This window comes from Enterobacter cloacae complex sp. P42RS, from assembly GCF_014930595.1.
GTDB lineage: Bacteria > Pseudomonadota > Gammaproteobacteria > Enterobacterales > Enterobacteriaceae > Enterobacter > Enterobacter bugandensis.
Genome location: NZ_JADBRK010000008.1, coordinates 103,719 through 128,671 on the forward strand (window position 1 = coordinate 103,719; position 24,953 = coordinate 128,671).

General features: G+C 56.9%; 25 protein-coding genes. 10 read left to right on the forward strand and 15 right to left on the reverse strand.

The features are described from left to right. Positions 1-66 precede the first annotated feature (66 nt). Complete coding sequence (locus IM314_RS12580; protein ID WP_045630776.1) at positions 67-717, reverse strand: tellurite resistance TerB family protein; 651 nt, start codon at positions 715-717, stop codon at positions 67-69. A 170-nt stretch (positions 718-887) separates the two neighbouring features. Between IM314_RS12580 and purT the strand changes: the two genes are divergently transcribed. Continuing rightward, positions 888-2,066: a formate-dependent phosphoribosylglycinamide formyltransferase gene (purT, locus tag IM314_RS12585; protein WP_163332585.1), complete on the forward strand. Its 1,179-nt coding sequence runs from the start codon at positions 888-890 to the stop codon at positions 2,064-2,066. A 41-nt stretch (positions 2,067-2,107) separates the two neighbouring features. Here the strand turns inward: purT and kdgA are convergent, their stop codons facing one another. The 3 genes from kdgA to zwf all read right to left on the reverse strand — a co-directional run bounded on the left by kdgA (position 2,108) and on the right by zwf (position 6,310). Then, positions 2,108-2,749, reverse strand: coding sequence for a bifunctional 4-hydroxy-2-oxoglutarate aldolase/2-dehydro-3-deoxy-phosphogluconate aldolase (kdgA, locus tag IM314_RS12590; RefSeq protein WP_014884307.1), 642 nt, complete (start codon positions 2,747-2,749; stop codon positions 2,108-2,110). Between the two features lie 39 nt (positions 2,750-2,788). Then, the gene (gene edd / locus IM314_RS12595; protein WP_041909456.1) at positions 2,789-4,600 is read right to left on the reverse strand and encodes a phosphogluconate dehydratase; all 1,812 of its coding nucleotides are present in this window, start codon (positions 4,598-4,600) and stop codon (positions 2,789-2,791) included. Between the two features lie 234 nt (positions 4,601-4,834). Next, positions 4,835-6,310: a glucose-6-phosphate dehydrogenase gene (gene zwf, locus IM314_RS12600; protein ID WP_028013613.1), complete on the reverse strand. Its 1,476-nt coding sequence runs from the start codon at positions 6,308-6,310 to the stop codon at positions 4,835-4,837. Positions 6,311-6,668: 358 nt separating this feature from the next. On the opposite strand from zwf, the gene IM314_RS12605 reads away from it, so the two are divergent. Next, positions 6,669-7,538, forward strand: a complete 870-nt coding sequence (locus IM314_RS12605; RefSeq protein WP_041909454.1) for a MurR/RpiR family transcriptional regulator — start codon at positions 6,669-6,671, stop codon at positions 7,536-7,538. A gap of 139 nt (positions 7,539-7,677) precedes the next feature. Then, a complete protein-coding gene (gene pyk / locus IM314_RS12610) occupies positions 7,678-9,120 on the forward strand; it encodes a pyruvate kinase (protein WP_028013616.1) in 1,443 nt (480 codons plus the stop codon). Positions 9,121-9,168: 48 nt separating this feature from the next. Here pyk and lpxM read toward each other — a convergent pair whose 3' ends face one another. The 3 genes from lpxM to znuA form a co-directional block, all read right to left on the reverse strand. After that, on the reverse strand, positions 9,169-10,140 hold the full coding sequence (gene lpxM / locus IM314_RS12615) for a lauroyl-Kdo(2)-lipid IV(A) myristoyltransferase (RefSeq protein WP_028013618.1): 972 nt from the start codon (positions 10,138-10,140) through the stop codon (positions 9,169-9,171). 120 nt (positions 10,141-10,260) lie between these two features. After that, complete coding sequence (gene mepM / locus IM314_RS12620; RefSeq protein ID WP_045631217.1) at positions 10,261-11,580, reverse strand: murein DD-endopeptidase MepM; 1,320 nt, start codon at positions 11,578-11,580, stop codon at positions 10,261-10,263. Positions 11,581-11,595: 15 nt separating this feature from the next. Further along, positions 11,596-12,540: a zinc ABC transporter substrate-binding protein ZnuA gene (gene znuA, locus IM314_RS12625; protein WP_047363007.1), complete on the reverse strand. Its 945-nt coding sequence runs from the start codon at positions 12,538-12,540 to the stop codon at positions 11,596-11,598. Positions 12,541-12,617: 77 nt separating this feature from the next. On the opposite strand from znuA, the gene znuC reads away from it, so the two are divergent. Both znuC and znuB read left to right on the forward strand, forming a co-directional pair. Next, a complete protein-coding gene (gene znuC, locus IM314_RS12630) occupies positions 12,618-13,373 on the forward strand; it encodes a zinc ABC transporter ATP-binding protein ZnuC (protein ID WP_028013621.1) in 756 nt (251 codons plus the stop codon). Then, positions 13,370-14,155 carry a zinc ABC transporter permease subunit ZnuB gene (gene znuB, locus IM314_RS12635; RefSeq protein WP_163332584.1) on the forward strand — a complete coding sequence of 262 codons (786 nt, stop codon included), beginning with the start codon at positions 13,370-13,372 and terminating at the stop codon, positions 14,153-14,155. The genes znuC and znuB overlap by 4 nt, the downstream gene beginning before the upstream one ends. Positions 14,156-14,214: 59 nt before the next feature. On the opposite strand, the gene ruvB is transcribed toward znuB, so the two are convergent. From ruvB to aspS, 6 genes are all read right to left on the reverse strand, one after another. Further along, positions 14,215-15,225: a Holliday junction branch migration DNA helicase RuvB gene (gene ruvB / locus IM314_RS12640; RefSeq protein ID WP_028013623.1), complete on the reverse strand. Its 1,011-nt coding sequence runs from the start codon at positions 15,223-15,225 to the stop codon at positions 14,215-14,217. Positions 15,226-15,233: 8 nt separating this feature from the next. After that, positions 15,234-15,848 (reverse strand): Holliday junction branch migration protein RuvA, encoded by a 615-nt coding sequence (gene ruvA, locus IM314_RS12645; protein WP_028013624.1) that lies wholly within the window; start codon positions 15,846-15,848, stop codon positions 15,234-15,236. An 80-nt stretch (positions 15,849-15,928) separates the two neighbouring features. Then, positions 15,929-16,450 carry a crossover junction endodeoxyribonuclease RuvC gene (gene ruvC, locus IM314_RS12650; protein ID WP_003859749.1) on the reverse strand — a complete coding sequence of 174 codons (522 nt, stop codon included), beginning with the start codon at positions 16,448-16,450 and terminating at the stop codon, positions 15,929-15,931. A gap of 34 nt (positions 16,451-16,484) precedes the next feature. Continuing rightward, on the reverse strand, positions 16,485-17,225 hold the full coding sequence (locus IM314_RS12655) for a YebC/PmpR family DNA-binding transcriptional regulator (protein ID WP_003859747.1): 741 nt from the start codon (positions 17,223-17,225) through the stop codon (positions 16,485-16,487). A gap of 27 nt (positions 17,226-17,252) precedes the next feature. Then, positions 17,253-17,696: a dihydroneopterin triphosphate diphosphatase gene (gene nudB, locus IM314_RS12660; RefSeq protein WP_059353978.1), complete on the reverse strand. Its 444-nt coding sequence runs from the start codon at positions 17,694-17,696 to the stop codon at positions 17,253-17,255. A 1-nt stretch (position 17,697) separates the two neighbouring features. Further along, positions 17,698-19,470, reverse strand: coding sequence for an aspartate--tRNA ligase (gene aspS, locus IM314_RS12665; protein WP_028013627.1), 1,773 nt, complete (start codon positions 19,468-19,470; stop codon positions 17,698-17,700). A 264-nt stretch (positions 19,471-19,734) separates the two neighbouring features. On the opposite strand from aspS, the gene IM314_RS12670 reads away from it, so the two are divergent. The 5 genes from IM314_RS12670 to cmoB are packed head-to-tail and all read left to right on the forward strand — an operon-like array spanning position 19,735 to position 23,316. Continuing rightward, complete coding sequence (locus IM314_RS12670) at positions 19,735-20,301, forward strand: hydrolase (RefSeq protein ID WP_047362795.1); 567 nt, start codon at positions 19,735-19,737, stop codon at positions 20,299-20,301. Continuing rightward, complete coding sequence (locus tag IM314_RS12675; RefSeq protein WP_193358910.1) at positions 20,298-21,116, forward strand: DUF72 domain-containing protein; 819 nt, start codon at positions 20,298-20,300, stop codon at positions 21,114-21,116. The genes IM314_RS12670 and IM314_RS12675 overlap by 4 nt, the downstream gene beginning before the upstream one ends. Before the next feature lie 52 nt (positions 21,117-21,168). Beyond that, the gene (locus tag IM314_RS12680) at positions 21,169-21,564 is read left to right on the forward strand and encodes an MAPEG family protein (protein WP_028013630.1); all 396 of its coding nucleotides are present in this window, start codon (positions 21,169-21,171) and stop codon (positions 21,562-21,564) included. A 40-nt stretch (positions 21,565-21,604) separates the two neighbouring features. Then, the gene (gene cmoA / locus IM314_RS12685) at positions 21,605-22,348 is read left to right on the forward strand and encodes a carboxy-S-adenosyl-L-methionine synthase CmoA (RefSeq protein ID WP_045260318.1); all 744 of its coding nucleotides are present in this window, start codon (positions 21,605-21,607) and stop codon (positions 22,346-22,348) included. Next, positions 22,345-23,316, forward strand: coding sequence for a tRNA 5-methoxyuridine(34)/uridine 5-oxyacetic acid(34) synthase CmoB (cmoB, locus tag IM314_RS12690; protein WP_193358909.1), 972 nt, complete (start codon positions 22,345-22,347; stop codon positions 23,314-23,316). Before cmoA ends, cmoB begins: the two co-directional genes overlap by 4 nt. A gap of 120 nt (positions 23,317-23,436) precedes the next feature. Here the strand turns inward: cmoB and cutC are convergent, their stop codons facing one another. After that, positions 23,437-24,180 carry a copper homeostasis protein CutC gene (cutC, locus tag IM314_RS12695; RefSeq protein ID WP_193358908.1) on the reverse strand — a complete coding sequence of 248 codons (744 nt, stop codon included), beginning with the start codon at positions 24,178-24,180 and terminating at the stop codon, positions 23,437-23,439. A 78-nt stretch (positions 24,181-24,258) separates the two neighbouring features. Beyond that, positions 24,259-24,819 carry a VOC family protein gene (locus IM314_RS12700; protein WP_047362797.1) on the reverse strand — a complete coding sequence of 187 codons (561 nt, stop codon included), beginning with the start codon at positions 24,817-24,819 and terminating at the stop codon, positions 24,259-24,261. Positions 24,820-24,953 lie beyond the last annotated feature (134 nt).

Here is a 24,953-nt window from a genome sequence, read left to right on the forward strand (position 1 = left end):
TTACACCCTATAAGGTTGGCAAAACCCGCGCATGATGCAAGCGAAACATGACCACGGGGGCGCGAGTTAGCCCTGTAGCGCCAGTTTTTGTTCCCCGATATCTTTTTCAATCCCCTCGCGCACGTCCTGAGGGATCTTCAGCGCGTCGCCGAGGGCATTAAGGTAGCTACGCTCCATAAAGTGATCGATATCTATGGCGGCACAGCTGAGAAAATAGAGTTCCAGCGCCTCTTCCTCATTTTTCACGCTCAGTGCCAGACGCTGCGGATCGAGCGGCTGTTCAATGGCCTGCGCCACCAGCGTTCTGCCCTGTTCTTCAACACCCGCCTCGCGCAGCTGCTGTTCGATAGCCGCTCTTTCATTATCATCAATATGCCCGTCGCTTTTGGCGGCAAACACCAGCGCAAGGATGAGCCGCTCCGTGCGCAGATCCAGCGGAGAAGTATGCTCCCCATAGTGAGGTTCATCGCGGTGCGCCGCTCGCACCCTGTCCTTATATTTGTTCCACAGCACGGTGCCGGCGATAGCGCCGCCCCCGGCCAGCAGCGCGCCGGTACCGTACTTCGCCAGAAGCTTGCGTGAGGATTTATTGGCAACCAGCAGCCCTGCCAGCCCACCGAGCGCCCCCGGTACCAGCAGTTTGCTAAGCCCCTGTTCGCCGGAACCAGACGTTTTCTGCCCTAACATGGATTGCAGTTGATTTAACCAGCCTGACATGGTTTCCCTCGCTTAACGGTTAATATGTTCTCCAGCGTAAGCGAGCAGGCGTCAGGAAATGTCCATCAAGCCTAAAGAAGCGCAAATTTCTGGTCTGCCCTTTTGCCGTGCGCAAGACAGACGCAAACGTTTTCGTTTATACTGCGCGCATCTTTTTCAGGGGGAATGTTATGACTCGTTTAGGAACCGCGCTGCGACCTGCGGCGACGCGCGTGATGCTGTTGGGATCGGGCGAACTGGGTAAAGAAGTCGCCATTGAGTGTCAGCGTTTAGGGGTGGAGGTGATTGCCGTAGACCGCTACGCCGACGCGCCCGCCATGCACGTCGCCCATCGTTCTTATGTGATTAACATGCTGGACGGTGATGCCCTGCGTACGCTCATTGCACGGGAGAAACCGGATTTTGTCGTGCCGGAAATTGAAGCTATCGCAACCGATACGCTGATCGCCCTTGAGCAGGAAGGCCAGCGCGTGGTGCCCTGCGCGAAAGCCGCAAAGCTGACCATGAACCGTGAAGGCATTCGCCGCCTGGCGGCGGAGGAGCTGGGGCTGCCTACTTCAAGCTACCGTTTTGCGGGTGACAAAGCCGCATTCCTGCAGGCCGTTGAAGAGATTGGCTACCCGTGCATCATTAAGCCGGTGATGAGCTCTTCCGGGAAAGGTCAGAGCTTTATTCGCGACAGCAGCGCGCTGGACAGCGCGTGGGATTATGCGCAACAGGGTGGCCGTGCCGGTGCCGGTCGCGTGATCGTCGAAGGCGTGGTGAAGTTTGATTTCGAAATCACTCTGCTCACCGTCAGTGCCGTGGACGGCGTCCATTTCTGCGACCCGATTGGCCACCGTCAGGAAGATGGCGATTATCGTGAATCCTGGCAGCCGCAGCAGATGAGCGACCTGGCGCTGGAGCGTGCCCGGGAGATTGCCCGTAAGACCGTTCTGGCCCTGGGCGGTTATGGCCTGTTCGGCGTGGAGCTGTTCGTCTGCGGTGACGAAGTGATCTTCAGCGAAGTCTCCCCTCGCCCGCACGACACCGGTATGGTGACGCTCATTTCGCAGGATCTCTCGGAGTTCGCCCTGCACGTGCGCGCCTTCCTCGGCCTGCCGGTTGGCGGCATCCGCCAGTACGGCCCGGCGGCGTCGGCGGTGATCCTTCCGCAGCTGACCAGCCAGAATGTGACGTTTGATAACGTCGAAGGCGCGGTGGGCGCAGGCCTGCAGGTCCGTCTGTTCGGCAAGCCGGAGATCGACGGTACGCGTCGTCTGGGCGTGGCGTTAGCCACCGGGGATAACGTTGACGAGGCCGTAGTAAGAGCAAAAGCGGCGGCTGCGAACGTTCAGGTAGCAGGATAAAAAAACGGGCCGAAAGGCCCGTTTTTCATGCTGCATATGGCTTACTGCTTCGCGCCTTCAACCGCTTCACGAGCCAGTTTCGTGATGCGATCCCAGTCGCCCGCTTCCAGCGCATCCGCCGGAACCAGCCATGAGCCGCCGATGCACAGCACGCTTTTCAGCGCCAGGTAGTCGCGGTAGTTAGCCGGGGAGATACCGCCCGTCGGGCAGAAGCGTACCTGAGAGAAGGGACCCGCAATTGCCTGCAGCGCTTTGGTACCGCCGTTCGCTTCTGCCGGGAAGAATTTGAACTCTTTCAGACCGTAGTCCATGCCCAGCATCAGTTCAGAAACGGTGCTGATGCCCGGGATCAAGGGAATGGTGCCTTCGGTCGCGGCCTTCAGCAGCGGCTCGGTCAGGCCCGGGCTGATGGCAAACTGTGCGCCGGCTTCGGTCACTTCCGCCAGCTGCTGCGCGTTGAGAACGGTACCCGCACCGATGATGGCGTCCGGCACTTCTTTAGCGATGGCGCGGATGGCATCCATCGCGCAGGCGGTACGCAGGGTCACTTCCAGAACGCGAACGCCGCCCGCAACCAGCGCTTTCGCCATTGGCACAGCGTGCTCCAGCTTGTTTACCACGATAACCGGCACGACAGGGCCAGTGGTCAGGATTGCTTCTGCACTTGTTTTCCAGTTTTTCATCAGTGTTCTCTCTCGCCAGATCGTTAAAATCAAGTCGTCTTAAAACGTAATACAGGTTGCGCCCTGCTCCGCACCGGAGAGCTTCTCACGCAGCGCGCTGAACATTTCGCGTCCGGTCCCCACGCGCGATGCGCTCAGGTCAGGAATATGAGGCTGACGTGCCGCCAGCTCCGCGTCATCCACCAGCAGGGTTAACTCGCCAGTCTGGCCGTTCACGCGGATCATGTCGCCGTCGCGCACTTTCGCCAGCAAGCCGCCGTCGTAGGCTTCAGGCGTGACGTGGATGGCGGAAGGCACTTTGCCGGATGCGCCTGACAGGCGGCCATCGGTCACTAACGCAATTTTGAAACGGCGGTCCAATAATACACCAAGTGGTGGCATAAGTTTATGTAATTCTGGCATGCCGTTCGCTTTTGGCCCCTGATGACGCACGACCACCACGCAGTCTTTATCCAGCAGACCGGCGTCGAAGGCAGGCAACACGTCGTGCTGGCTTTCAAACACTACCGCCGGGGCCTCGATAACCTGGTTCTCTTCCGGCACGGCAGAGGTTTTCATCACCGCGCGGCCAAGGTTGCCGCTCAGCACTTTGGTACCGCCGTGGTGGGAGAACGGTTTGTCGATAGTGGCAATCACCTGCGGATCAAGAGACGCGGTTGCCCCGTCGCGCCAGTCCAGCTCGCCGTTGTTCAGCCACGGCTCCTGGGTGTAGCGCTGCAGACCAAATCCGGCCACGGTGTTCACGTCTTCATGCAGCAGACCGCCTTTCAGCAGCTCGCGCATCAGCAGCGGCACGCCGCCCGCGGCCTGGAAGTGGTTGATGTCCGCCGGGCCGTTCGGGTACAGACGCGCCATCAGCGGTACCACGGAGGAGATGTCGGAGAAGTCATCCCAGTTAATCAGGATACCCGCCGCGCGCGCCATGGCCACCAGGTGCATGGTGTGGTTAGTTGAACCGCCGGTCGCCAGCAGGGCGACGATACCGTTGACGATCACTTTTTCGTCGACCATTTTGCCCATCGGCATCCATTCATTGCCGTTTCCTGTCAGGCGCGTCACCTGACGGGCCGCGGCCTCGGTCAGCGCCTGGCGCAGCGGCGCGTCCGGCTGGATGAAGGACGAGCCCGGAAGCTGCATACCCATAAACTCCACCACCATCTGGTTGGTGTTGGCCGTGCCGTAGAACGTACAGGTGCCCGGCGCATGGTAGGACGCGGCTTCGGCTTCCAGCAGCGCCTGACGATCGGCTTTGCCTTCCGCATACAGCTGGCGGATACGCACTTTTTCTTTATTCGGCAGACCGCTGGCCATCGGGCCGGACGGCACGAAAATCGCTGGCAGATGACCAAACGACAGCGCTGCCATCACCAGGCCCGGGACGATTTTGTCGCACACGCCGAGATACAGCGCACCATCAAACATGTTGTGTGACAGGCCCACAGCCGCAGACATCGCAATCACTTCGCGGCTCAGCAGCGACAGCTCCATACCATCCTGCCCCTGCGTCACGCCGTCGCACATGGCCGGGACGCCCCCCGCCACCTGCCCCACCGCGTTCACGCTGTGCAGCGCTTTACGAATGATGTTGGGATAGACCTCATACGGCTGGTGCGCGGAGAGCATATCGTTATAAGACGTGATGATAGCGATATTGTTACGCAACATGCTTTTCAGGGAGGCTTTGTCATCGGGCTGGCAGGCGGCGAAGCCGTGGGCCAAGTTACCGCAGGCCAGCTGGGAGCGGTGAACGGTGTTGCTTTTCGCCTGTTCAATGCGGGCGAGGTAGGCCGAACGGGTCTCTTTCGAGCGCTCGATAATGCGTTGTGTTACGCGTAACAATACAGGATTCATAAAAGCTCCTTTAATTTATCTGTCCGGGCTCGGGAGTTTACAAAGTCGCTGGCGGTTGTTAACAACGCTGAAACGCTTGCTGTCCGGAGCTCAGGGGCAAAATCACTTCCGGCAGTGTAATAAAAAAAGCCCCGCGGGTGAATCCACGCGGAGCTTAAAAGTATAAAAATTGTGCCACTAGCTGTGTTAGATCATGTTACCGGTAAAATAACACTTTCGGGCTAGTGGATTATCCTACTCAAACTCGTTCCAGGAGCGGCCATCGCGGGTGATCATCGCCACCGATGCCACAGGCCCCCAGGTACCCGCCTGATACGGTTTTGGCGCATCCTGATCGGCAGCCCAGGCTTCGGTGATGGAATCGACCCATTTCCACGCCTCTTCCACTTCGTCGCGACGCACGAACAGCGCCTGGATACCGCGCATGGTTTCCAGCAGCAGACGCTCGTAAGCATCCGCAAGGTGCGTCTGGTTGAAGGTTTCGGAGTAGCTCAGATCCAGCTTGGTGGTCTGCAGGTTGTGCTTATGATCCAGGCCCGGCACTTTGTTGAGGATCTGGATATCCACCCCTTCGTCCGGCTGCAGACGGATGGTCAGCTTGTTCTGCGGCAGCTCCTGCCAGGACTCTTTGAACAGGTTCAGTTCCGGGTTCTTAAAGTAGACAACCACTTCGGAACACTTCGTCGGCAGACGCTTACCGGTGCGCAGGTAGAACGGCACGCCCGCCCAGCGCCAGTCGTCGATATCCACGCGGATCGCCACAAACGTCTCGGTATTGCTGGACTTGTTCGCGCCCTCTTCTTCCAGGTAGCCTGGCACCTTTTTGCCTTGCGCAAACCCGGCAGTGTACTGGCCGCGAACGGTTTTCTCGCGCACGTTGGAGCGGTCGATGCGGCGCAGCGACTTCAGCACTTTCACTTTGGCATCGCGGATGCTGTCAGCCGTCAGGTCAGACGGTGGAGACATGGCAATCATGCACAGAATTTGCAGCAGGTGGTTCTGGATCATGTCGCGCATCTGGCCGGCCTGGTCAAAGTAACCCCAGCGACCTTCAATCCCCACCTCTTCCGCCACGGTAATTTCCACGTGGTCAATGGTACGGTTGTCCCAGTTATTCACAAACAGGGAGTTAGCGAAACGCAGCGCCAGCAGGTTCAGTACCGTCTCTTTACCGAGATAGTGGTCGATACGGTAGACCTGGCACTCTTCAAAGAACTCGCCCACCTGGTCGTTGATTTCACGGGAGGTAGCCAGCGACGTCCCCAGCGGCTTTTCCATCACCACGCGCGCCGGCTTGGCGTTCAGTTTGGCTTCGCCCAAACCTTTGCAGATGGCACCAAAGGTGCTTGGCGGCATGGCGAAATAGTTAATGGTGACACGGTTTTTCTGATCCAGCATGGCACCCAGGCGGGAAAACGCGCTGACGTCATTAACGTCCAGGTTGCAGAAATCGAGACGACCGCTGAGGGTATCCCACAAACTTTCATCAATTTTTTCCTTCATGAAAGTTTCGAGCGCCTCGCGGACGACTTTGGTATAAGCGTCCTTGTCCCAGTCGGCGCGCCCAACCCCCAGGATACGCGTATCCGGATGAATTTGGCCCGCTTTCTCCAGTTGATACAGGGAAGGCAGCAATTTTCGGCGTGCAAGATCGCCTTTCGCGCCGAAAATGACCAGGTCACATGCCTGGGCTGTTTGCGTTACCGCCATGTCATTCTCCTCAGTTGGATCACCTGGTGCTTCTGCCAGGTATCGTTGTAATTTTATTACAATGCACTGTACTGCTTTTACGTCATTCCCGAAACCATTAGCGCTTATCGTCTCGTGCGATACGGCGATTTTTCGCCATTCAGCCGATTATGGCGACGTAATGACGCAACAGCCGTCGATAATTTGCGCAACAGGGTCATAGCAAAACCCGACATCGATCAAGTAATGAAAAAAAACAACAACATTATCTTGTCGACTGTTACCCTTTAGGGAAGCCACAGGGGTAATATCGGCTAATCGAATCAAGATTTCATCAATGAGTGAAATCGTTTCCACCCCCATGAGCGCCTTGTTAACAATGAACATGCTTGAAAAAATCCAGTATCAACTGGAACACCTTAGCAAATCCGAGCGAAAAGTGGCTGAAGTCATTCTGGCCGCGCCCGGTCAGGCGATTCATTCAAGCATCGCCGCTCTGGCTCAGGAAGCGGGCGTCAGTGAACCGACGGTCAACCGCTTCTGCCGCAGCCTGGAAACGCGCGGCTTTCCTGATTTTAAACTGCATCTGGCACAAAGTCTGGCAAACGGCACCCCCTATGTTAATCGTAATGTGGATGAAGACGACAGCGTAGATGCCTATACGGCAAAAATATTTGAGTCGGCCATGGCCACGCTCGATCACGTTCGTCAAAGTCTGGATATGAGTTCAGTAAACCGCGCGGTGGATTTACTCACCCAGGCCAAACGCATTGCGTTCTTCGGTCTTGGCTCGTCAGCCGCCGTGGCGCACGACGCCATGAATAAATTCTTCCGCTTTAACGTGCCGGTTATTTATTCCGATGACATTGTGCTGCAACGCATGAGCTGTATGAATTGCAGTGAGGATGACGTCGTGGTACTGATTTCGCACACTGGCCGCACCAAAAGCCAGGTTGAGCTGGCGCAGCTGGCCCGTGAAAACGATGCCATGGTAATCGCCCTCACCACCGCCGGCACGCCGCTGGCGCGGGAGGCGACTCTCGCCATTACCCTGGACGTGCCTGAGGATACCGACATGTATATGCCAATGGTGTCTCGTCTGGCGCAGCTCACGGTAATCGACGTACTGGCGACCGGATTTACCTTACGCCGGGGCGCAAAATTCCGAGATAACTTGAAGCGAGTCAAGGAAGCGCTGAAGGAATCGCGTTTTGATAAAGAATTGCTTATAAAGAGCGATGTTCCCTGAAAGTAGATAACGAAGACGTAACCCATAATTAGATGTAACGATTTTCGGCATTCGGCCCCCTCTTTGCTGCCTTGCGGTAGATGAAGGCCGATTCAATGTTCACGCAACACCAAAGTTGTTTCAGTCAACGGAGTATTACATGTCCAGAAGGCTTCGCAGAACCAAGATCGTCACCACCTTAGGCCCGGCCACCGATCGCGATAATAACCTCGAAAAGATTATCGCCGCTGGCGCCAACGTGGTACGTATGAACTTCTCTCACGGTACGCCAGAAGACCATAAATTGCGTGCCGATAAAGTGCGTGAGATCGCCGCTAAGCTGGGCCGCCACGTCGCTATCCTCGGCGACCTGCAGGGTCCAAAAATTCGTGTATCAACCTTTAAAGAAGGTAAAGTTTTCCTCAATATCGGCGACAAATTCCTGCTGGATGCCAACCTCGGCAAAGGCGAAGGCGATAAAGAGAAAGTCGGGATCGACTATAAAGGCCTGCCGGCTGATGTGGTCCCTGGCGATATCCTGCTGCTCGACGACGGTCGCGTCCAGCTGAAGGTGCTGGAAGTTCAGGGGATGAAAGTGTTCACTGAAGTCACCGTCGGCGGCCCGCTCTCCAACAATAAAGGCATCAACAAACTGGGCGGCGGCCTCTCTGCGGAAGCCCTGACCGACAAAGACAAAGCGGATATCGTAACGGCGGCCCAGATCGGCGTTGATTACCTGGCGGTCTCCTTCCCACGCTGTGGCGAAGATCTGAACTATGCGCGCCGCCTGGCCCGTGACGCAGGCTGTGATGCCAAAATCGTCGCTAAGGTTGAACGCGCGGAAGCCGTGTGCGATCAGGATGCGATGGACGATGTGATCCTCGCCTCTGACGTGGTGATGGTTGCCCGTGGCGATCTGGGCGTGGAAATCGGCGACCCTGAACTGGTCGGTATCCAGAAAGCGCTGATTCGTCGCGCACGTCAGCTGAACCGCGCGGTGATCACCGCCACCCAGATGATGGAATCCATGATCACTAACCCAATGCCAACCCGTGCGGAAGTCATGGACGTCGCTAACGCCGTGCTGGACGGTACCGATGCGGTGATGCTGTCAGCGGAAACTGCGGCGGGCCAGTATCCGGCAGAAACCGTGGCCGCAATGGCGCGCGTCTGCCTGGGCGCGGAGAAGATCCCAAGCATTAACGTCTCCAAGCACCGCCTGGATATCCAGTTCGACAATGTGGAAGAAGCGATTGCGATGTCCGCCATGTATGCGGCCAACCATCTGAAAGGCGTTACGGCGATCATCACCATGACCGAATCTGGCCGCACCGCGCTGATGACCTCTCGCATCAGCTCCGGCCTGCCGATTTTCGCCATGTCACGCCACGAGCGTACGCTGAACCTGACGGCGCTGTACCGCGGTGTTACCCCGGTACACTTCGACAGCACCAATGACGGCGTAGCCGCGGCGCACGATGCCGTAAACCTGCTGCGCGATAAAGGTTACCTGGTGTCTGGTGATATCGTCATCGTGACGCAGGGTGACGTGATGAGCACCATCGGCTCAACCAATACCACGCGCGTACTGACTGTAGAGTAAGATCCGATCCCCTCTCCCCTAAGGGGAGAGGGACAAGGCGAAGGTTTTCTATTTCCTCGGGTAAAGCTCTTTACGCTTATAGGGCTCCGTCTCTCCCGGCTTCCGCGTTTTCAGCAGCTTCAGTATCCACGTGTACTGTTCGGTATGCGGCCCCACCAGCAGCTCCACCTCTTCGTTCATGCGGCGCGCGATGGTGCGATCGTCCGCAGTCAGCAGGTCGTCCATCGGCGGACGGACTTCAATGCTCAGACGATGCGTTTTACCGTCGTAAACCGGAAAGAGCGGGATCACGCGGGCGCGACAGACCTTCATCAGGCGCCCAATCGCGGGGAGCGTGGCTTTGTAGGTCGCAAAGAAGTCGACAAACTCGCTGTGCTCGGGTCCGTGGTCCTGGTCCGGCAGATAGTAGCCCCAGTACCCCTGACGTACCGACTGAATAAACGGCTTGATGCCGTCGTTACGCGCATGCAAACGTCCGCCAAAACGACGACGTACCGTATTCCAGACAAAATCGTAGATTTTATTGCCCTGGTTATGGAACATCGCCGCCATTTTCTGCCCCTGGGAAGCCATCAGCATTGCCGGGATATCCACGCCCCAGCCGTGCGGCACGAGGAAAATGACCTTCTCATCATTGCGACGCATTTCGTCGATGATTTCCAGCCCTTTCCAGTCAACGCGGTCGATGATTTTTTCCGGTCCTTTCAGCGCCAGCTCCGCCATCATCGCCATGGCCTGCGGTGCGGTGGTATACATCGCGTCGATGATGGCCTCGCGCTCGGCATCGCTTTTTTCAGGAAAACAGTAATAGAGGTTGATCTGCGCACGACGACGCGCGCTTTTACCTAAACGTCCGGCCAGACGGCCAATTTTTCCCAGTACGGGATCGCGCAGCGCGGCAGGCAGCATAGCGATGCCCGCAAAGGTGTAAACCCCCAGCCAGGCGCCCCAGTTGCGCGGGTGTCGAAAGGATTTTTCAAACTCAGGAATGTATTCAATATTATTTTTTTTTGTTTCCATGCTGGTTCCAGGGTCTGGTGACGCAAAAAATTATTCAGATAGTGTAGCGAGGCAGTCGCCCACGCACAAAAGAAAAAGCCGGCGCATGCTGACACCGGCTTTTTTCACAAAACAGAGAGCTTAGTTTAAGCTCAGCTGCGGTATCACCTCTCTCGCCTGCGCCAGGTAATCGGAACGATCTTTACCTGTCAGGCCTTCGGTGCGCGGCAGTTTGGCCGTCAGCGGGTTCACGGCCTGCTGGTTGATCCACACTTCATAGTGCAGATGCGGGCCAGTAGAGCGTCCGGTGTTGCCGGAGAGCGCGATACGGTCACCGCGTTTCACTTTCTGCCCCGGTTTGACCAGCAGCTTGCGCAGGTGCATATAGCGGGTGGTATAGGTCCGACCGTGACGGATAGCCACGTAATAACCCGCAGCACCGCTGCGTTTTGCTATCACCACTTCGCCATCGCCAACGGACAGCACCGGCGTGCCCTGCGGCATCGCGAAGTCTACCCCGCGGTGAGGCGCAACGCGCCCGGTAACCGGGTTCAGACGACGCGGGTTAAAGTTAGAGGAGACGCGGAACTGTTTCGCCGTCGGGAAACGCAGGAAGCCTTTCGCAAGGCCCGTACCGCTACGGTCATAAAACTTGCCGTCTTCAGCGCGAATGGCGTAGTAATCTTTTCCCTCGGAGCGCAGACGCACCCCCAGCAGTTGGCTCTGCTCGCGCTTGCCGTCCAGCATTTCGCGGGACATCAGGACGGAAAACTCATCGCCTTTCTTCAGCTTACGGAAATCCATCTGCCACTGCATGGCTTTGATCACCGCGCTGATTTCACCGCTGGTCAGGCCCGCATCACGGGCGCTGGAAACAAAGCTTCCGCCCACGGTACCTTTCATCACGCTGTTAACCCAGTCGCCTTTCTGCATTTCACTGGTCATTTTGAAACCGTTTGCAGTGCGGTCATAGGTACGGGTTTCGCGGCGGGACATTTCCCAGGTCAAACGCTGAAGATCGCCATCCGCCGTTAATGTCCAGGAGAGCTGTTGCCCGATTTTCAGGTTACGCAGGTCTTTATCCGCAGCGGCCAGCTGGCTGATATTGCCCATGTCGATACCGTACTGGTTGAGCACGCTGCTCAGCGTGTCACCGGTAGAGACAACGTATTCGTGGATCCCCGCTTCGTTCTCGGTTTTATCGTCCAGTTCATCCTGAGGGATAGCTTCATCTTCCTGAGCGGCCTGGTCGATAGGCTCGCTGGCTTCAGGCAGCAAAGAGCGGATCTCGCTCTTTTCAAGCTCGATGGTTTTAATGATAGGGGCAGAACTCGGGTGGTAAACATAGGGCCGCCAGACGGCGACCGCTAGGGTGAGAACTGTAAGCGACCCCAGCATAACGCGGTGGGGTCGAGGCAGATTGTTAAATGCCAGGGCGACAGAGCGGGCTATCTGTTGCACGTATTCACTTCCTCGTTAATCTCCTTTCAGGCAGCTCGCATACTGGTTCGCCAGTTGGCTGAGGAACTGCGAATAGCTCGCTTTGCTCAACTGGATATTCGTACCTAGCGGGTCAAGGGTTCCCATGCGCACGGATGTTCCCCTGGCCACGGCTTCTACGACCGCTGGCCTGAACTGTGGCTCAGCAAAAACGCATGTCGCTTTCTGCTCAACCAACTGTGTTCTGATTTCATGTAAACGCTGCGCACCAGGTTGAATTTCAGGGTTGACGGTAAAGTGCCCAAGCGGGGTCAGGCCGTAGTGTTTTTCGTAGTAGCCGTAGGCGTCATGAAAAACGAAATACCCTTTTCCTTTCAACGGTGCGAGCTCATTACCTACCTGCTTATCGGTTGCGGCTAATTGTGCCTCAAAATCCTTCAGGTTGGCGTCTAGTTTGGCTCGACTTTGCGGCATAAGTTCCACTAATTTGTCATGGATTGCAACCGCTGAAAGCCGCGCTATCTCTGGGGATAGCCAGAGATGCATGTTGTACTCGCCGTGATGGTGATCTCCATCACCTTTTTCACCCTCTGCAGCGTGATGGTCATGTTCGTCACCGTCATCATCCGCCCCTTTCATGAGCAACGGTTTCACGCCGGAAAGCCCGGAAATCGCGACCTGTTTTTCATCAGCAATCTGTTTGGCGGATTTCTGCATGAATGCTTCCATCTCCGGACCAATCCAGACAACTAAGTCTGCGTTTTGTAAGCGTTTTACATCAGACGGACGCAGAGAATAGTCATGCTCTGAGGCCCCGTCAGGGAGCAGAACCTGGGTTTCCGTTACCCCATCGGCAATGGCCGACGCGATGAATCCAAGCGGTTTAAGCGAAGCAACAACGGCAGCGTTAACATCTTGTGCGGTTGTTCCCCAAAGGGCAGCGGATAATGCTGCGAAAAGAAGCGTATTTTTATGTAACATAATGCGACTAATCATCGTAGTGAATGCGTGGAATGTGATATTATAACATTCGTTGACTTCTTCAAGCTTAAATTGACATGACGACTCTGGTTTCTCTCGACAATATTTCGGTCTCCTTTGGCCAGCGCCGCGTCCTCTCTGACGTATCGCTGGATCTCAAGCCCGGAAAAATTCTGACGCTGCTCGGCCCCAATGGCGCAGGTAAATCCACTCTGGTGCGCGTGGTGCTGGGTCTGGTTACACCGGATGAAGGTGTAATCACGCGTGAGGAAAAATTGCGGATCGGCTATGTGCCGCAAAAATTACATCTGGACGCCACCCTGCCGCTGACGGTAAATCGTTTTCTGCGTCTGCGTCCCGGCACGCGAAAAGCCGATATTCTCCCGGCGCTGAAGCGCGTGCAGGCGGGCCACCTTATCGATGCGCCGTTGCAGAAGCTGTCCGGCGGTGAGACGCAGCGCGTTTTGCTGGCCCGTGCGCTGCTGAGCAGCCCGCAGCTGCTGGTGCTGGATGAGCCAACCCAGGGCGTGGACGTCAATGGTCAGGTCGCGCTTTATGATTTGATCGACCAGCTGCGCCGCGAACTGAACTGCGCCGTGCTGATGGTCTCCCATGACCTGCATCTGGTGATGGCGAAAACCGACGAAGTGCTGTGTCTCAACCATCACATTTGCTGTTCCGGCACGCCTGAAGTGGTCTCAATGCACCCGGAATTTATCTCCATGTTCGGCCCTCGCGGCGCTGAACAGCTTGGCATTTATCGCCATCATCATAATCACCGCCATGATTTGCAGGGACGAATCGTTCTGCGTCGGGGAAATGGACACTCATGATTGAACTGTTACTGCCCGGCTGGCTGGCCGGGGTTATGCTTGCCTGCGCCGCAGGCCCACTCGGCTCGTTTGTGGTGTGGCGCAGAATGTCTTACTTCGGTGATACCCTGGCGCATGCGTCGCTGCTGGGCGTTGCCTTTGGTTTGCTGCTGGATGTGAATCCCTTTTACGCGGTGATTGTGGTCACGCTGCTGCTGGCGGCCGGTCTGGTCTGGCTGGAGAAGCGTCCTCACCTCGCGATTGATACGCTGCTTGGCATCATGGCGCACAGCGCGCTGTCGCTGGGTCTGGTCGTTGTTAGCCTGATGTCAAATATCCGCGTTGACCTGATGGCCTACCTGTTCGGCGATCTGCTGGCCGTAACGCCTGACGATCTCATCGCGATCGCCATTGGCGTGGTGGTGGTACTGGGTATTCTGCTGTGGCAGTGGCGGAATTTACTGGCAATGACCGTCAGCCCGGATTTAGCCTTCGTCGACGGCGTGAAGCTGCAGCGCGTGAAGCTGCTACTGATGCTGGTTACGGCGTTAACGATTGGCGTGGCGATGAAGTTTGTCGGGGCACTGATCATCACGTCGCTGCTGATTATCCCTGCCGCCACGGCGCGCCGTTTTGCACGTACGCCAGAGCAAATGGCCGGTATCGCGGTGGTTATCGGGATGATCGCCGTCACGGGCGGGTTAACCTTTTCGGCGTTTTATGACACGCCAGCCGGACCGTCGGTGGTCTTGAGCGCGGCGGTGTTGTTTGTTTTCAGTATGATGAAGAAGACCGCAAATTAACATCGAGGGCGCTGATGCCCTCACCCTGGCCCTCTCCCACAGGGAGAGGGAACAATTCATCACGGCATTGCAGGTGGCGTAATACCGAAATGATTCCACGCCCGCACCGTCGCCATACGACCACGTGGGGTACGCTGTAAGAAGCCCTGCTGGATCAGATACGGCTCCAGCACATCTTCGATAGTCTCACGCTCTTCGCCAATTGCCGCCGCCAGGTTATCCAGCCCGACCGGCCCGCCAAAGAACTTGTCCAGCACCGCCAGCAGCAGTTTGCGGTCCATATAGTCAAAGCCTTCAGCATCGACGTTCAGCATATCCAGCGCCTGGGCGGCGATCTCGGCGGAAATCGAACCATCGTGCTTCACTTCAGCAAAGTCACGCACGCGGCGCAGCAGGCGGTTGGCAATACGCGGCGTACCGCGGGAACGCTTCGCCACTTCATATGCCCCCTCTTCGCTCATATCCAGCCCCATGTAGCGCGCGCTGCGCCCCACGATATGCTGAAGATCGGGCACCTGATAAAACTCCAGACGCTGAACGATGCCAAAGCGGTCGCGCAGCGGAGAGGTTAGCGACCCGGCGCGCGTCGTGGCGCCAATCAGGGTAAACGGCGGCAGATCGATTTTGATGGAGCGCGCGGCAGGGCCTTCGCCGATCATGATATCCAGCTGGTAATCTTCCATCGCCGGATAGAGCACTTCCTCCACCACCGGTGACAGGCGGTGGATCTCATCGATAAACAGCACGTCATGCGGTTCAAGGTTGGTCAGCATCGCCGCCAGATCGCCCGCTTTCTCCAGCACCGGGCCGGAGGTGGTACGCAGGTTGACGCCCATTTCATTGGCGACGATATTCGCCAGGGTAGTTTTCCCTAACCCCGGCGGGCCAAAAATCAGCAGGTGATCGAGCGCATCGCCGCGCAGCTTTGCCGCCTGGATGAAAATCTCCATCTGGGAACGTACCTGCGGCTGGCCGATGTACTCATCAAGCAGCTTCGGGCGGATCGCACGATCCACCACGTCTTCTGCCTGAAGGGTGCCTGCCGATACCAGGCGGTCTGCTTCAATCATCCTTTACCTCACAATGCAGCGCGCAGCGCTTCACGAATCAGAGTTTCACTGCTGGCGTCCGGTTTGGCAATTTTGCTCACCATCCGGCTGGCCTCCTGAGGTTTATAGCCCAGCGCCACCAGCGCGGCAACCGCTTCCTGCTCGGCGTCATCATCAGAGGCAGGCGCACCCGGAGCAGTCAGAACCAAATCGGCAGCCGGAGTGAACAGATCGCCGTGCAGACCTTTAAAGCGGTCTTTCATCTCAACAATCAGACGCTCTGCGGTTTTCTTACCAATGCCCGGAAGCTTAACCAGCGCCGCGGGATCTTCACGCTCAACGGCATTCACAAACTGCGGAGCGGACATGCCGGACAAAATCGCTAGCGCCAGCTTAGGCCCCACACCATTGGTTTTAATCAGCTCGCGAAACAGGGTGCGTTCCTGCTTGTTGTTAAAGCCGTACAGCAGCTGAGCGTCTTCACGCACCACAAACTGGGTAAAGACAATCGCCTCTTTGCCCGCGTCCGGCAGCTCGTAGAAACAGGTCATCGGCATATGGACTTCATAGCCCACGCCACCCACTTCCAGCAGCACTAACGGGGGTTGTTTTTCAATGATGATGCCTCTGAGTCTGCCTATCACGTGACGCTCCTGCGTTCTGGGAGAAATTAACTGCCGACATAATAAAAAAAGGCTGGATGTTTATCCAGCCTGATTTCTGATTATCGTAACCTGCCTCGCGCCAGATTGAGCCGCGACTCGCTCATTTGCATCGCGTTCTGGCTGACGTGGCAGTGGGTAATCGCAATCGCCAGCGCATCGGCGGCGTCGGCCTGCGGGTTCGCGGGAAGCTTCAGCAGGGTGCGCACCATGTGCTGCACCTGGCTCTTCTCCGCGCTACCGATGCCCACCACCGTCTGCTTAACCTGACGCGCGGCGTATTCGAATACCGGCAAATCCTGGTTCACCGCAGCCACGATGGCCACCCCACGCGCCTGACCGAGCTTCAGCGCCGAATCCGCGTTCTTCGCCATAAAGACCTGCTCAATGGCAAAATAGTCTGGCTGAAACTGGGTGATGATCTCCGATACGCCCGCATAAATAAGCTTGAGGCGCGACGGCAGATCGTCCACTTTGGTGCGAATGCATCCACTGCCGAGGTAGGTTAGCTGGCGTCCCACCTGACGGATAACGCCATACCCGGTGACGCGCGAGCCGGGGTCAATCCCGAGGATAATCGACATCACGCGTCTCCCGTAAACGGTTTACAGGCTCTCATCAGAGAGTCGCTGCAACCTCATCAGAGATTTCACCGTTGTGGTACACTTCCTGCACGTCGTCGCAGTCTTCGAGCATGTCGATCAGACGCAGCAGTTTCGGTGCGGTTTCTGCATCCATATCCGCTTTGGTGGACGGGATCATGGAGACTTCAGCGTTGTCCGCTTTCAGGCCCGCCGCTTCCAGCGCATCGCGCACGGCACCCATCTCTTCCCACGCGGTGTAGACGTCAATGGCACCATCATCGTAGGTCACCACGTCTTCCGCACCCGCTTCCAGCGCCGCTTCCATGATCGCATCTTCGTCGCCTTTCTCGAAAGAGATGACGCCTTTTTTGCTGAACAGGTAAGCTACGGAGCCGTCAGTGCCCAGGTTACCACCGGTTTTGGTGAACGCGTGGCGCACTTCCGCAACGGTACGGTTACGGTTGTCAGACAGGCATTCAACCATCACCGCAGTACCGCCAGGGCCGTAACCTTCATAAATGATGGTTTCCATGTTCGCGTCTTCATCACCGCCCACGCCGCGTGCGATAGCACGGTTCAGGGTGTCACGCGTCATGTTGTTAGACAGCGCTTTATCTACCGCCGCGCGCAGGCGTGGGTTAGAAGCCGGGTCGCCGCCGCCCAGACGCGCTGCTGTCACCAGCTCGCGAATGATTTTGGTAAAGATCTTACCGCGCTTGGCATCCTGTGCCGCTTTACGGTGTTTGGTGTTGGCCCACTTACTATGACCTGCCATAAAAAGTTCTCCAAAAATCGCGCCTTCTCAGGCCGCGTTAATTACAAATTCTTCAATCGCCTGCCGGTTGCTCCACGACTTGGTCAGTGCGGCGGCATCCGCCGCGTTCACCCAGCGGTAGTTCAGGTGTTCGGTAAACACGATCTCCCGCTCATGGGGGAGCGCGAGACAGAACCACGACTCCGTGTTGCGCTCAATGCCCGGCGCATAGCGATGACGTAAATGGCTAAAAATTTCAAACTCCACCGTGCGCTGACAGTCCTTCAGGGTCAGTTGCTCATGAGCAACGTCAATGGTGACCTCTTCCTTTACTTCACGCGCGGCGGCCTGCGGCGCGGTCTCCCCCTCTTCCAGGCTGCCGGTAACCGACTGCCAGAAATCAGGATCGTCGCGCCGCTGCAACATCAGCACCCGTTTCGTGTCTTCTGCATAAATGACCACCAGGACAGAAACGGGAAGCTTATATGCCATATCAGTTTTTCTCTTCCTTCTTCACCACTTCAATGCCAAGCTCGGCCAGCGCTGCCGGGTTGGCAAAGCTTGGCGCTTCGGTCATCAGACACGCTGCGGCAGTGGTTTTCGGGAAGGCGATAACGTCACGAATGTTATCGGTGCCGGTCAGCAGCATGGTCAGACGGTCGAGACCGAAGGCCAGACCCGCGTGCGGCGGCGTGCCGTACTTCAGGGCGTCCAGCAGGAAGCCAAACTTCTCGCGCTGTTCCTGCTCGTTAATACCCAGAATGCCGAACACAGTCTGCTGCATTTCACCGCTGTGAATACGCACGGAGCCGCCGCCCACTTCATAGCCGTTGATAACCATGTCATAAGCGTTTGCCACTGCCTCTTCCGGCGCCGCTTTCAGCTCTGCCGCCGTCATCTCTTTTGGCGAGGTGAACGGGTGGTGCATCGCGGTAAGGCCGCCTTCACCGTCGTCTTCAAACATCGGGAAGTCGATAACCCACAGTGGCGCCCATTTGCTTTCGTCGGTCAGGTTCAGGTCTTTGCCGAGCTTCAGACGCAGCGCGCCCATCGCATCCGCAACGACTTTCTTGTTGTCTGCGCCGAAGAAGATCATATCGCCATCCTGCGCGCCGGTGCGCTCAAGGATCGCTTCCACGATGTCCGCGTTCAGGAATTTCGCCACTGGGCTGGTGATCCCTTCCAGACCTTTCGCACGCTCGGTCACTTTAATATAGGCCAGACCTTTCGCGCCGTAGATCTTAATAAAGTTGCCGTAGTCATCAATCTGCTTACGGCTCAGCGCCGCGCCGCCCGGTACGCGCAGGGCAGCCACGCGGCCTTTCGGATCGTTAGCCGGTCCCGCGAATACCGCGAACTCAACGGATTTCACCAGGTCAGCCACGTCCACCAGCTCCATCGGGTTACGCAGGTCTGGTTTGTCGGAGCCGTAGCGACGTTCCGCTTCGGCGAAGGTCATGATCGGGAAATCGCCCAGCTCAACACCCTTCACGTCGTTCCACAGGCTACGCACCAGGGCTTCCATCACTTCACGCACCTGTTCGGCGGTCATGAAGGAAGTTTCCACATCGATCTGGGTGAATTCTGGCTGACGGTCAGCGCGCAGGTCTTCGTCGCGGAAGCACTTAACGATTTGATAATAGCGGTCGAAGCCGGACATCATCAGCAGCTGTTTGAACAGCTGCGGTGACTGCGGCAGCGCGTAGAATTTGCCTTTGTGGACGCGGGATGGCACCAGGTAATCGCGCGCGCCTTCCGGCGTCGCTTTGGTCAGCATCGGGGTTTCAATATCGAGGAAACCGTGGTCATCCATAAAGCGACGCACCAGGCTGGTGATTTTCGCACGGGTTTTCAGGCGCTGAGCCATTTCCGGACGACGCAGATCCAGGTAGCGGTATTTCAGACGCGCTTCTTCAGTGTTGACGTGGTTGGAGTCCAGCGGCAGCGCTTCGGCACGGTTGATGATAACCAGATCGGACGCCAGCACTTCGATAGCGCCCGTCGCCATGTCTGCGTTAACGTTTTTCTCGTCACGCGCACGCACGGTGCCGGTGACCTGAATGCAGAACTCATTACGCAGCTCAGAGGCCAGCTTCAGCGCATCTGCGCGATCCGGGTCGAAGAACACCTGAACGATACCTTCACGGTCGCGCATATCGATGAAGATAAGGCTACCAAGATCACGACGACGGTTGACCCAACCACACAGGGTGACCTGCTGTCCGACGTGGGACTGACGCAGCTGCCCGCAATATTCTGTACGCATGAGATATCCCTTAATTAGCCGCAGGCTAAATGTCGCCTGGTATGCAGGCTACTATGTCGCAGCTTTCTGTATGTCACAACTGGATGAAAAAAGGCGGCTATTATACTGGAAATTCCGCCGGACGATAAGAGCGAACCACCGCCAGACGGTCGTTTGCTGCACTCTTATTGCGCATTCTCACAAAAATTAACAAAATTATCCGACCGATAACAGGTCATCACGTCGTAAGGTGTTACGGAAGTGATTAATTTACCTGGAGTGACGATGTTAACACTTGATGCCCGCAAAACCGCGCTTGTTGTGATTGATTTACAGGAAGGGATCCTGCCCTTCGCCGGTGGCCCACACGCAGCGGATGAAGTCGTCAGCCGCACCGCTCGCCTGGCCGAGAAGTGCCGCGCCAGCGGTGCCCATGTGGTCATGGTGCGCGTCGGCTGGTCCGCTGATTTCGCCGAGGCGTTAAAACAGCCCGTTGATGCCCAGGCGCCCGCACATGCCCTGCCGGAAAACTGGTGGACGTACCCGGTGTCGCTGGGCAAACGCGACAGCGATATCGAAGTGACTAAACGCCAGTGGGGCGCGTTCTACGGGACCGACCTTGAGCTGCAGCTTCGCCGCCGCGGTATCGACACCATTATCCTGTGCGGCATATCCACCAACATCGGCGTGGAATCGACAGCCCGTAACGCCTGGGAGCTGGGCTTTAATCTGGTGATTGCTGAAGATGCCTGCAGCGCGGCTTCCGCGGAACAGCATCAAGGCAGCATGACCCATATCTTCCCGCGCATCGGACGCGTGCGCAGCACGGATGAGATTTTAAGCGCGCTATGATGTACGTGGGCCTGCCCCAGTGGTCGCACCCGAAATGGGTGCGCCTGGGCATTACCAGCCTTGAAGAGTATGCCCGACACTTTAACTGCGTCGAGGGTAACACCACGCTGTATGCGCTGCCCAAAGCCGAGATAGTCGAACGCTGGCGGGAGCAAACAACGGACGATTTCCGTTTCTGCTTTAAGTTTCCGGCGACCATTTCCCACCAGGCCGCGCTGCGCAACTGCGGGGACTTAACGGAAGAATTTTTCACGCGCATGTCGCCGCTGGCGAACCGAATTGGACAATACTGGCTCCAGCTTCCCGCCACGTTTGGCCCGCGCGATCTGCCCGCCCTGTGGCAGTTCCTGGATGCCCTGCCCCGCGAATTCACCTACGGCGTGGAAGTCCGACATCAGGACTTCTTTGCGAAAGGCGAAGCCGAAAAAGCGCTCAACCGGGGCCTGCTGGATCGTTCCGTTAACCGGGTGATCCTCGACAGTCGTCCGGTGCACAGCGCGGTACTGCATAACGAGGCCATCGTTGATGCTCAGCGTAAAAAACCGAAAGTGCCGGTCCACGCCATCGTGACCGCACAGAACCCGATGGTCAGGTTCATCGGCAGCGACAATATGCAGCAAAATCAGGCGATGTTCGCCGTCTGGCTGCAAAAACTCGCGAGCTGGGAGCAAGCCACCACGCCGTACCTCTTTTTGCACACGCCGGATATTGCTCAGGCGCCCGAACTGGTCGATGCTCTGTGGCAGGCCTTGCAGGCCGCGGTGCCGTCCGTGGGTAGCGTCCCTTCCATCCCACAACAATCTTCTCTTTTCTGATATCACCCCCTATCATAGTGAAGTGCCATCTGCCAAAAAACAGGGAGTTAGTATGGTCAGCGCGCTGTATGCGGTGTTAGGTGCGTTACTGCTGATTAAATTTTCATTTGATGTTGTGCGCCTCAGGATGCAGTACCGCGTCTCTTACGGCGACGGCGGTTTCTCCGAACTGCAAAGCGCTATTCGCATTCACGGTAATGCGGTGGAATACATTCCCGTTGCTCTCATCCTGCTGCTGTTTATGGAGATGAATGGCGCGGAAACCTGGATGGTGCATATTTGTGGCCTGATGCTTATTGCTGGCCGGTTAATGCATTATTACGGCTTTCACCACCGTTTATTCCGCTGGCGTCGTTCCGGCATGAGCGCGACCTGGTGTTCGCTTTTGCTGATGGTGCTGGCTAACCTGTGGTATATGCCGTGGGAGTTGGTTTTCTCCCTCCATTAGCGCACAATACGCCACTTTATTTTTCCCGGATTTTTACGTTATGTCAGATCGCGACACGCTTTTTTCCGCGCCTATCGCCAGCCTGGGCGACTGGACCTTCGATGAACGGGTAGCCGAAGTCTTCCCGGATATGATCCAGCGCTCTGTTCCCGGTTATTCCAATATTATCTCTATGATCGGTATGCTGGCTGAGCGCTTCGTTCAACCCGGTACGCAGGTCTATGACCTGGGCTGCTCACTCGGCGCGGCAACGCTGTCGGTACGTCGTAACATTCATCACGATGGCTGCCGAATCATTGCCGTCGATAACTCCCCGGCTATGGTGGAACGCTGCCGTCGCCATATTGACGCGTACAAAGCCCCCGTTCCGGTGGACGTGGTGGAAGGCGATATCCGCGAGATCGAGATTAACAACGCCTCGATGGTAGTGCTGAATTTTACCCTGCAGTTCCTGGTGCCTGAAGACCGCCAGCTGCTGCTGGACAAAATTTACCAGGGGCTGAATCCCGGCGGCGCGCTGGTGCTTTCTGAAAAATTCAGCTTTGAGGATGCCAAAGTAGGCGAGCTGCTGTTCAACATGCACCACGATTTCAAACGGGCGAACGGCTACAGCGAGCTGGAGATCAGCCAGAAGCGCAGCATGCTGGAAAACGTGATGCTGACGGACTCCGTGGAAACCCATAAAGCGCGCCTGCACAAAGCCGGTTTTGAGCACAGCGAACTGTGGTTCCAGTGCTTTAACTTTGGCTCTCTGGTGGCGCTTAAAGCCGGGGATGCCGCATGATTGAATTCAGCAACTTTTATCAGCTGATTGCTAAAAACCATCTTTCCCACTGGCTGGAGACCTTGCCGGCGCAGATTGCCGCCTGGCAGCGCGATCAGCAGCACGGCCTGTTAAAGCAGTGGTCAAATGCCGTGGAGTATCTGCCGGAGCTGACGCCGCATCGTCTGGATTTACTGCACAGCGTGACGGCGGAAAGCGCAGAGCCGCTCCCTGCCGGGCAGATCAACCGCATCGAAACGCTGATGCGTAATTTAATGCCGTGGCGCAAAGGGCCGTTCTCGCTGTACGGCGTGAACATCAATACCGAGTGGCGCTCAGACTGGAAGTGGGATCGCGTACTGCCGCACCTTTCCGACCTGACCGGGCGCACCATTCTGGACGTAGGCTGCGGCAGCGGTTACCACATGTGGCGCATGATTGGCGCAGGAGCCCATCTGGCGGTCGGCATCGACCCGATGCAGCTCTTCCTGTGCCAGTTTGAGGCGGTGCGAAAACTGCTCGGCAACGACCAGCGCGCGCACCTGCTGCCGCTGGGCATAGAGCAGCTCCCTGCCCTGAAAGCGTTCGATACCGTCTTCTCGATGGGCGTGCTGTATCATCGTCGTTCCCCGCTTGAACACCTGTGGCAGCTGAAAGACCAGCTGGTCAGCGGCGGCGAGCTGGTGCTGGAAACGCTGGTGATTGAAGGCGATGAGCATGCGGTTCTGGTGCCGGGCGATCGCTACGCGCAGATGCGCAACGTTTACTTCATCCCGTCCGCGCTGGCGCTGAAAAACTGGCTGGAGAAATGCGGATTTGTGAATGTGCGCATTGCCGATGTTTGCGTAACGTCTGTCGAAGAGCAGCGCCGCACCGACTGGATGATCACCGAATCGCTGGAGCAGTTCCTCGACCCGGCCGACCACAGCAAAACCGTTGAAGGCTATCCTGCACCGATGCGTGCGGTGTTGATTGCGACCAAGCCGTAGTTTTTCCCTCTCCCCCCTGGGGTGAGGGGATAAAAAAAGGCCCCTGTTGAAATTGCAGGGGCCTGGTACAAGCAAGCATCATATTGGGCGACATGATGCGCGGTAAAAATCGGTACGTTGCTACACGTGATGACGCTCAATCAGCGACTTCATTTCCGCAACCGACTCTCCCTCTACGCCGTAGCGAGAATATTCATCCGCTTCAGCATCCGTCGACATTGACAGCCCTGTATTGCGATAACGCATGGGTGAAGGTATCCATTTCCCCGCAGAGCTGTGAAGCTCTTCCACCCCGGCGTTTAAAAACCGTTCCAGATTGCTGGCACGGACTCCCGCACCCGCCATTATTATTGGAACACCGGAATGTGCTTTTAGTTCCGTAATTAATTGCAGACCTTTTTCCGCCGAAGACTGCTGTCCCGATGTCAGGACGCGCGCCACGCCAAGTTCGGCAAGCGTATCAAATGCTTGCAGGGGATCTTTGCACATATCAAACGCACGATGAAACGTGACGGCCATTCCTTTCGCGGCGTCCATCACCTTACGCATCCGCGGCAGATCGACGTGACCATCCTCATCAAGCAGGCCGATCACCAGCCCCGGGAACCCCAGGTCGCGAACAAGGGCGATATCTTCAAGCATGGCACTGAACTCGCCCGCCGTGTAACAAAAATCGCCGCCGCGAGGCCGAATAATCGGGTGGACCGGGATGGTGACGGCCTGGCGGGCAGACTTCAACACGCCGTATGATGGCGTTAACCCCCCTTCTTTCGGGGCGGCGCATAGCTCAATACGGTCAGCTCCCATCTGTTGCGCCGTTACGGCACACGCCACGCTGTAACAACAAATCTCCAGCAGCGCCATCTGCTTCTCCTTAAAATCAGCTTAACGCGCCATCATGGCACGCCTCTCGTTTCGTGTCTCAGCGACGAATCACAACTCTCAGGCTTCGCTGGCAACGATCTGCTCAATGGTCCAGGGATGAAATTTCACGGTCACCTGCCCGTCCGTCACGGCCAGCGTCGGGTTAGGCAGACGCTCGCGCTCGCCTTTGGGTGAACTCGTCTTCACAACAATCCCCGGCTTGCTTAACCCGTCGTCTGACAGCAGGGCCAGGGCGCGCGCGTTCAACGTTTCCGGCTCACCCGGCAGGACGATTTCGATATGCTCCCAGCCTTCGTGCGGATAGCGTTTCTCGCCCGGCCACGGCAGTTCAACCACGGTGAACTGCCAGTGCGCCACGTTCAACGGCTCATGCAGTTTGAACAGACAAATGGGGCGTCCATTGATGATGTTCTCAGAAAGCAACTCGCCACACTGTTCAAACCCGCGACGCCAGCGCTCGGCGGTGGCATTCTGGTGGCAGCGCAAGGAAATGTGATCCGCCGCAAGCGGCACGATATCCAGACCAAGACGGGTGGCAAGTTCTGTGAACGCCTTTGTGAAGCGAGGTAAATCTGCGGAAATATCATGCAGTTCGTCAATGGATTGCCAGTTCGCCATAAGTCAGTCTCTTTTCGTGTCGCAAAGCCGCTAATTTACTCCGTTGCCCCGTTTTGACCAACCGCTGAATCCGGCTTTTTATGACTGCATGGTTATGCACGCTTTCTTAGCCTGGATTCTGAGCAATCTTCGGG

Bases quoted from the DNA above. Each gene is read 5' to 3' on its own strand.
- znuA (WP_047363007.1), bottom strand. From the start codon at position 12,540: ATGTTACATAAAAATACGCTTCTTTTCGCAGCATTATCCGCTGCCCTT.
- znuC (WP_028013621.1), top strand. From the start codon at position 12,618: ATGACGACTCTGGTTTCTCTCGACAATATTTCGGTCTCCTTTGGCCAG.
- IM314_RS12580 (WP_045630776.1), bottom strand. From the start codon at position 717: ATGTCAGGCTGGTTAAATCAACTGCAATCCATGTTAGGGCAGAAAACG.
- cmoB (WP_193358909.1), top strand. From the start codon at position 22,345: ATGATTGAATTCAGCAACTTTTATCAGCTGATTGCTAAAAACCATCTT.
- nudB (WP_059353978.1), bottom strand. From the start codon at position 17,696: ATGGCATATAAGCTTCCCGTTTCTGTCCTGGTGGTCATTTATGCAGAA.
- pyk (WP_028013616.1), top strand. From the start codon at position 7,678: ATGTCCAGAAGGCTTCGCAGAACCAAGATCGTCACCACCTTAGGCCCG.
- IM314_RS12670 (WP_047362795.1), top strand. From the start codon at position 19,735: ATGTTAACACTTGATGCCCGCAAAACCGCGCTTGTTGTGATTGATTTA.
- IM314_RS12700 (WP_047362797.1), bottom strand. From the start codon at position 24,819: ATGGCGAACTGGCAATCCATTGACGAACTGCATGATATTTCCGCAGAT.
- IM314_RS12680 (WP_028013630.1), top strand. From the start codon at position 21,169: ATGGTCAGCGCGCTGTATGCGGTGTTAGGTGCGTTACTGCTGATTAAA.
- edd (WP_041909456.1), bottom strand. From the start codon at position 4,600: ATGAATCCTGTATTGTTACGCGTAACACAACGCATTATCGAGCGCTCG.
- cmoA (WP_045260318.1), top strand. From the start codon at position 21,605: ATGTCAGATCGCGACACGCTTTTTTCCGCGCCTATCGCCAGCCTGGGC.
- lpxM (WP_028013618.1), bottom strand. From the start codon at position 10,140: ATGGAAACAAAAAAAAATAATATTGAATACATTCCTGAGTTTGAAAAA.
- aspS (WP_028013627.1), bottom strand. From the start codon at position 19,470: ATGCGTACAGAATATTGCGGGCAGCTGCGTCAGTCCCACGTCGGACAG.
- purT (WP_163332585.1), top strand. From the start codon at position 888: ATGACTCGTTTAGGAACCGCGCTGCGACCTGCGGCGACGCGCGTGATG.
- zwf (WP_028013613.1), bottom strand. From the start codon at position 6,310: ATGGCGGTAACGCAAACAGCCCAGGCATGTGACCTGGTCATTTTCGGC.
- znuB (WP_163332584.1), top strand. From the start codon at position 13,370: ATGATTGAACTGTTACTGCCCGGCTGGCTGGCCGGGGTTATGCTTGCC.
- IM314_RS12675 (WP_193358910.1), top strand. From the start codon at position 20,298: ATGATGTACGTGGGCCTGCCCCAGTGGTCGCACCCGAAATGGGTGCGC.
- kdgA (WP_014884307.1), bottom strand. From the start codon at position 2,749: ATGAAAAACTGGAAAACAAGTGCAGAAGCAATCCTGACCACTGGCCCT.
- ruvC (WP_003859749.1), bottom strand. From the start codon at position 16,450: ATGTCGATTATCCTCGGGATTGACCCCGGCTCGCGCGTCACCGGGTAT.
- ruvB (WP_028013623.1), bottom strand. From the start codon at position 15,225: ATGATTGAAGCAGACCGCCTGGTATCGGCAGGCACCCTTCAGGCAGAA.
- IM314_RS12655 (WP_003859747.1), bottom strand. From the start codon at position 17,225: ATGGCAGGTCATAGTAAGTGGGCCAACACCAAACACCGTAAAGCGGCA.
- cutC (WP_193358908.1), bottom strand. From the start codon at position 24,180: ATGGCGCTGCTGGAGATTTGTTGTTACAGCGTGGCGTGTGCCGTAACG.
- IM314_RS12605 (WP_041909454.1), top strand. From the start codon at position 6,669: ATGAACATGCTTGAAAAAATCCAGTATCAACTGGAACACCTTAGCAAA.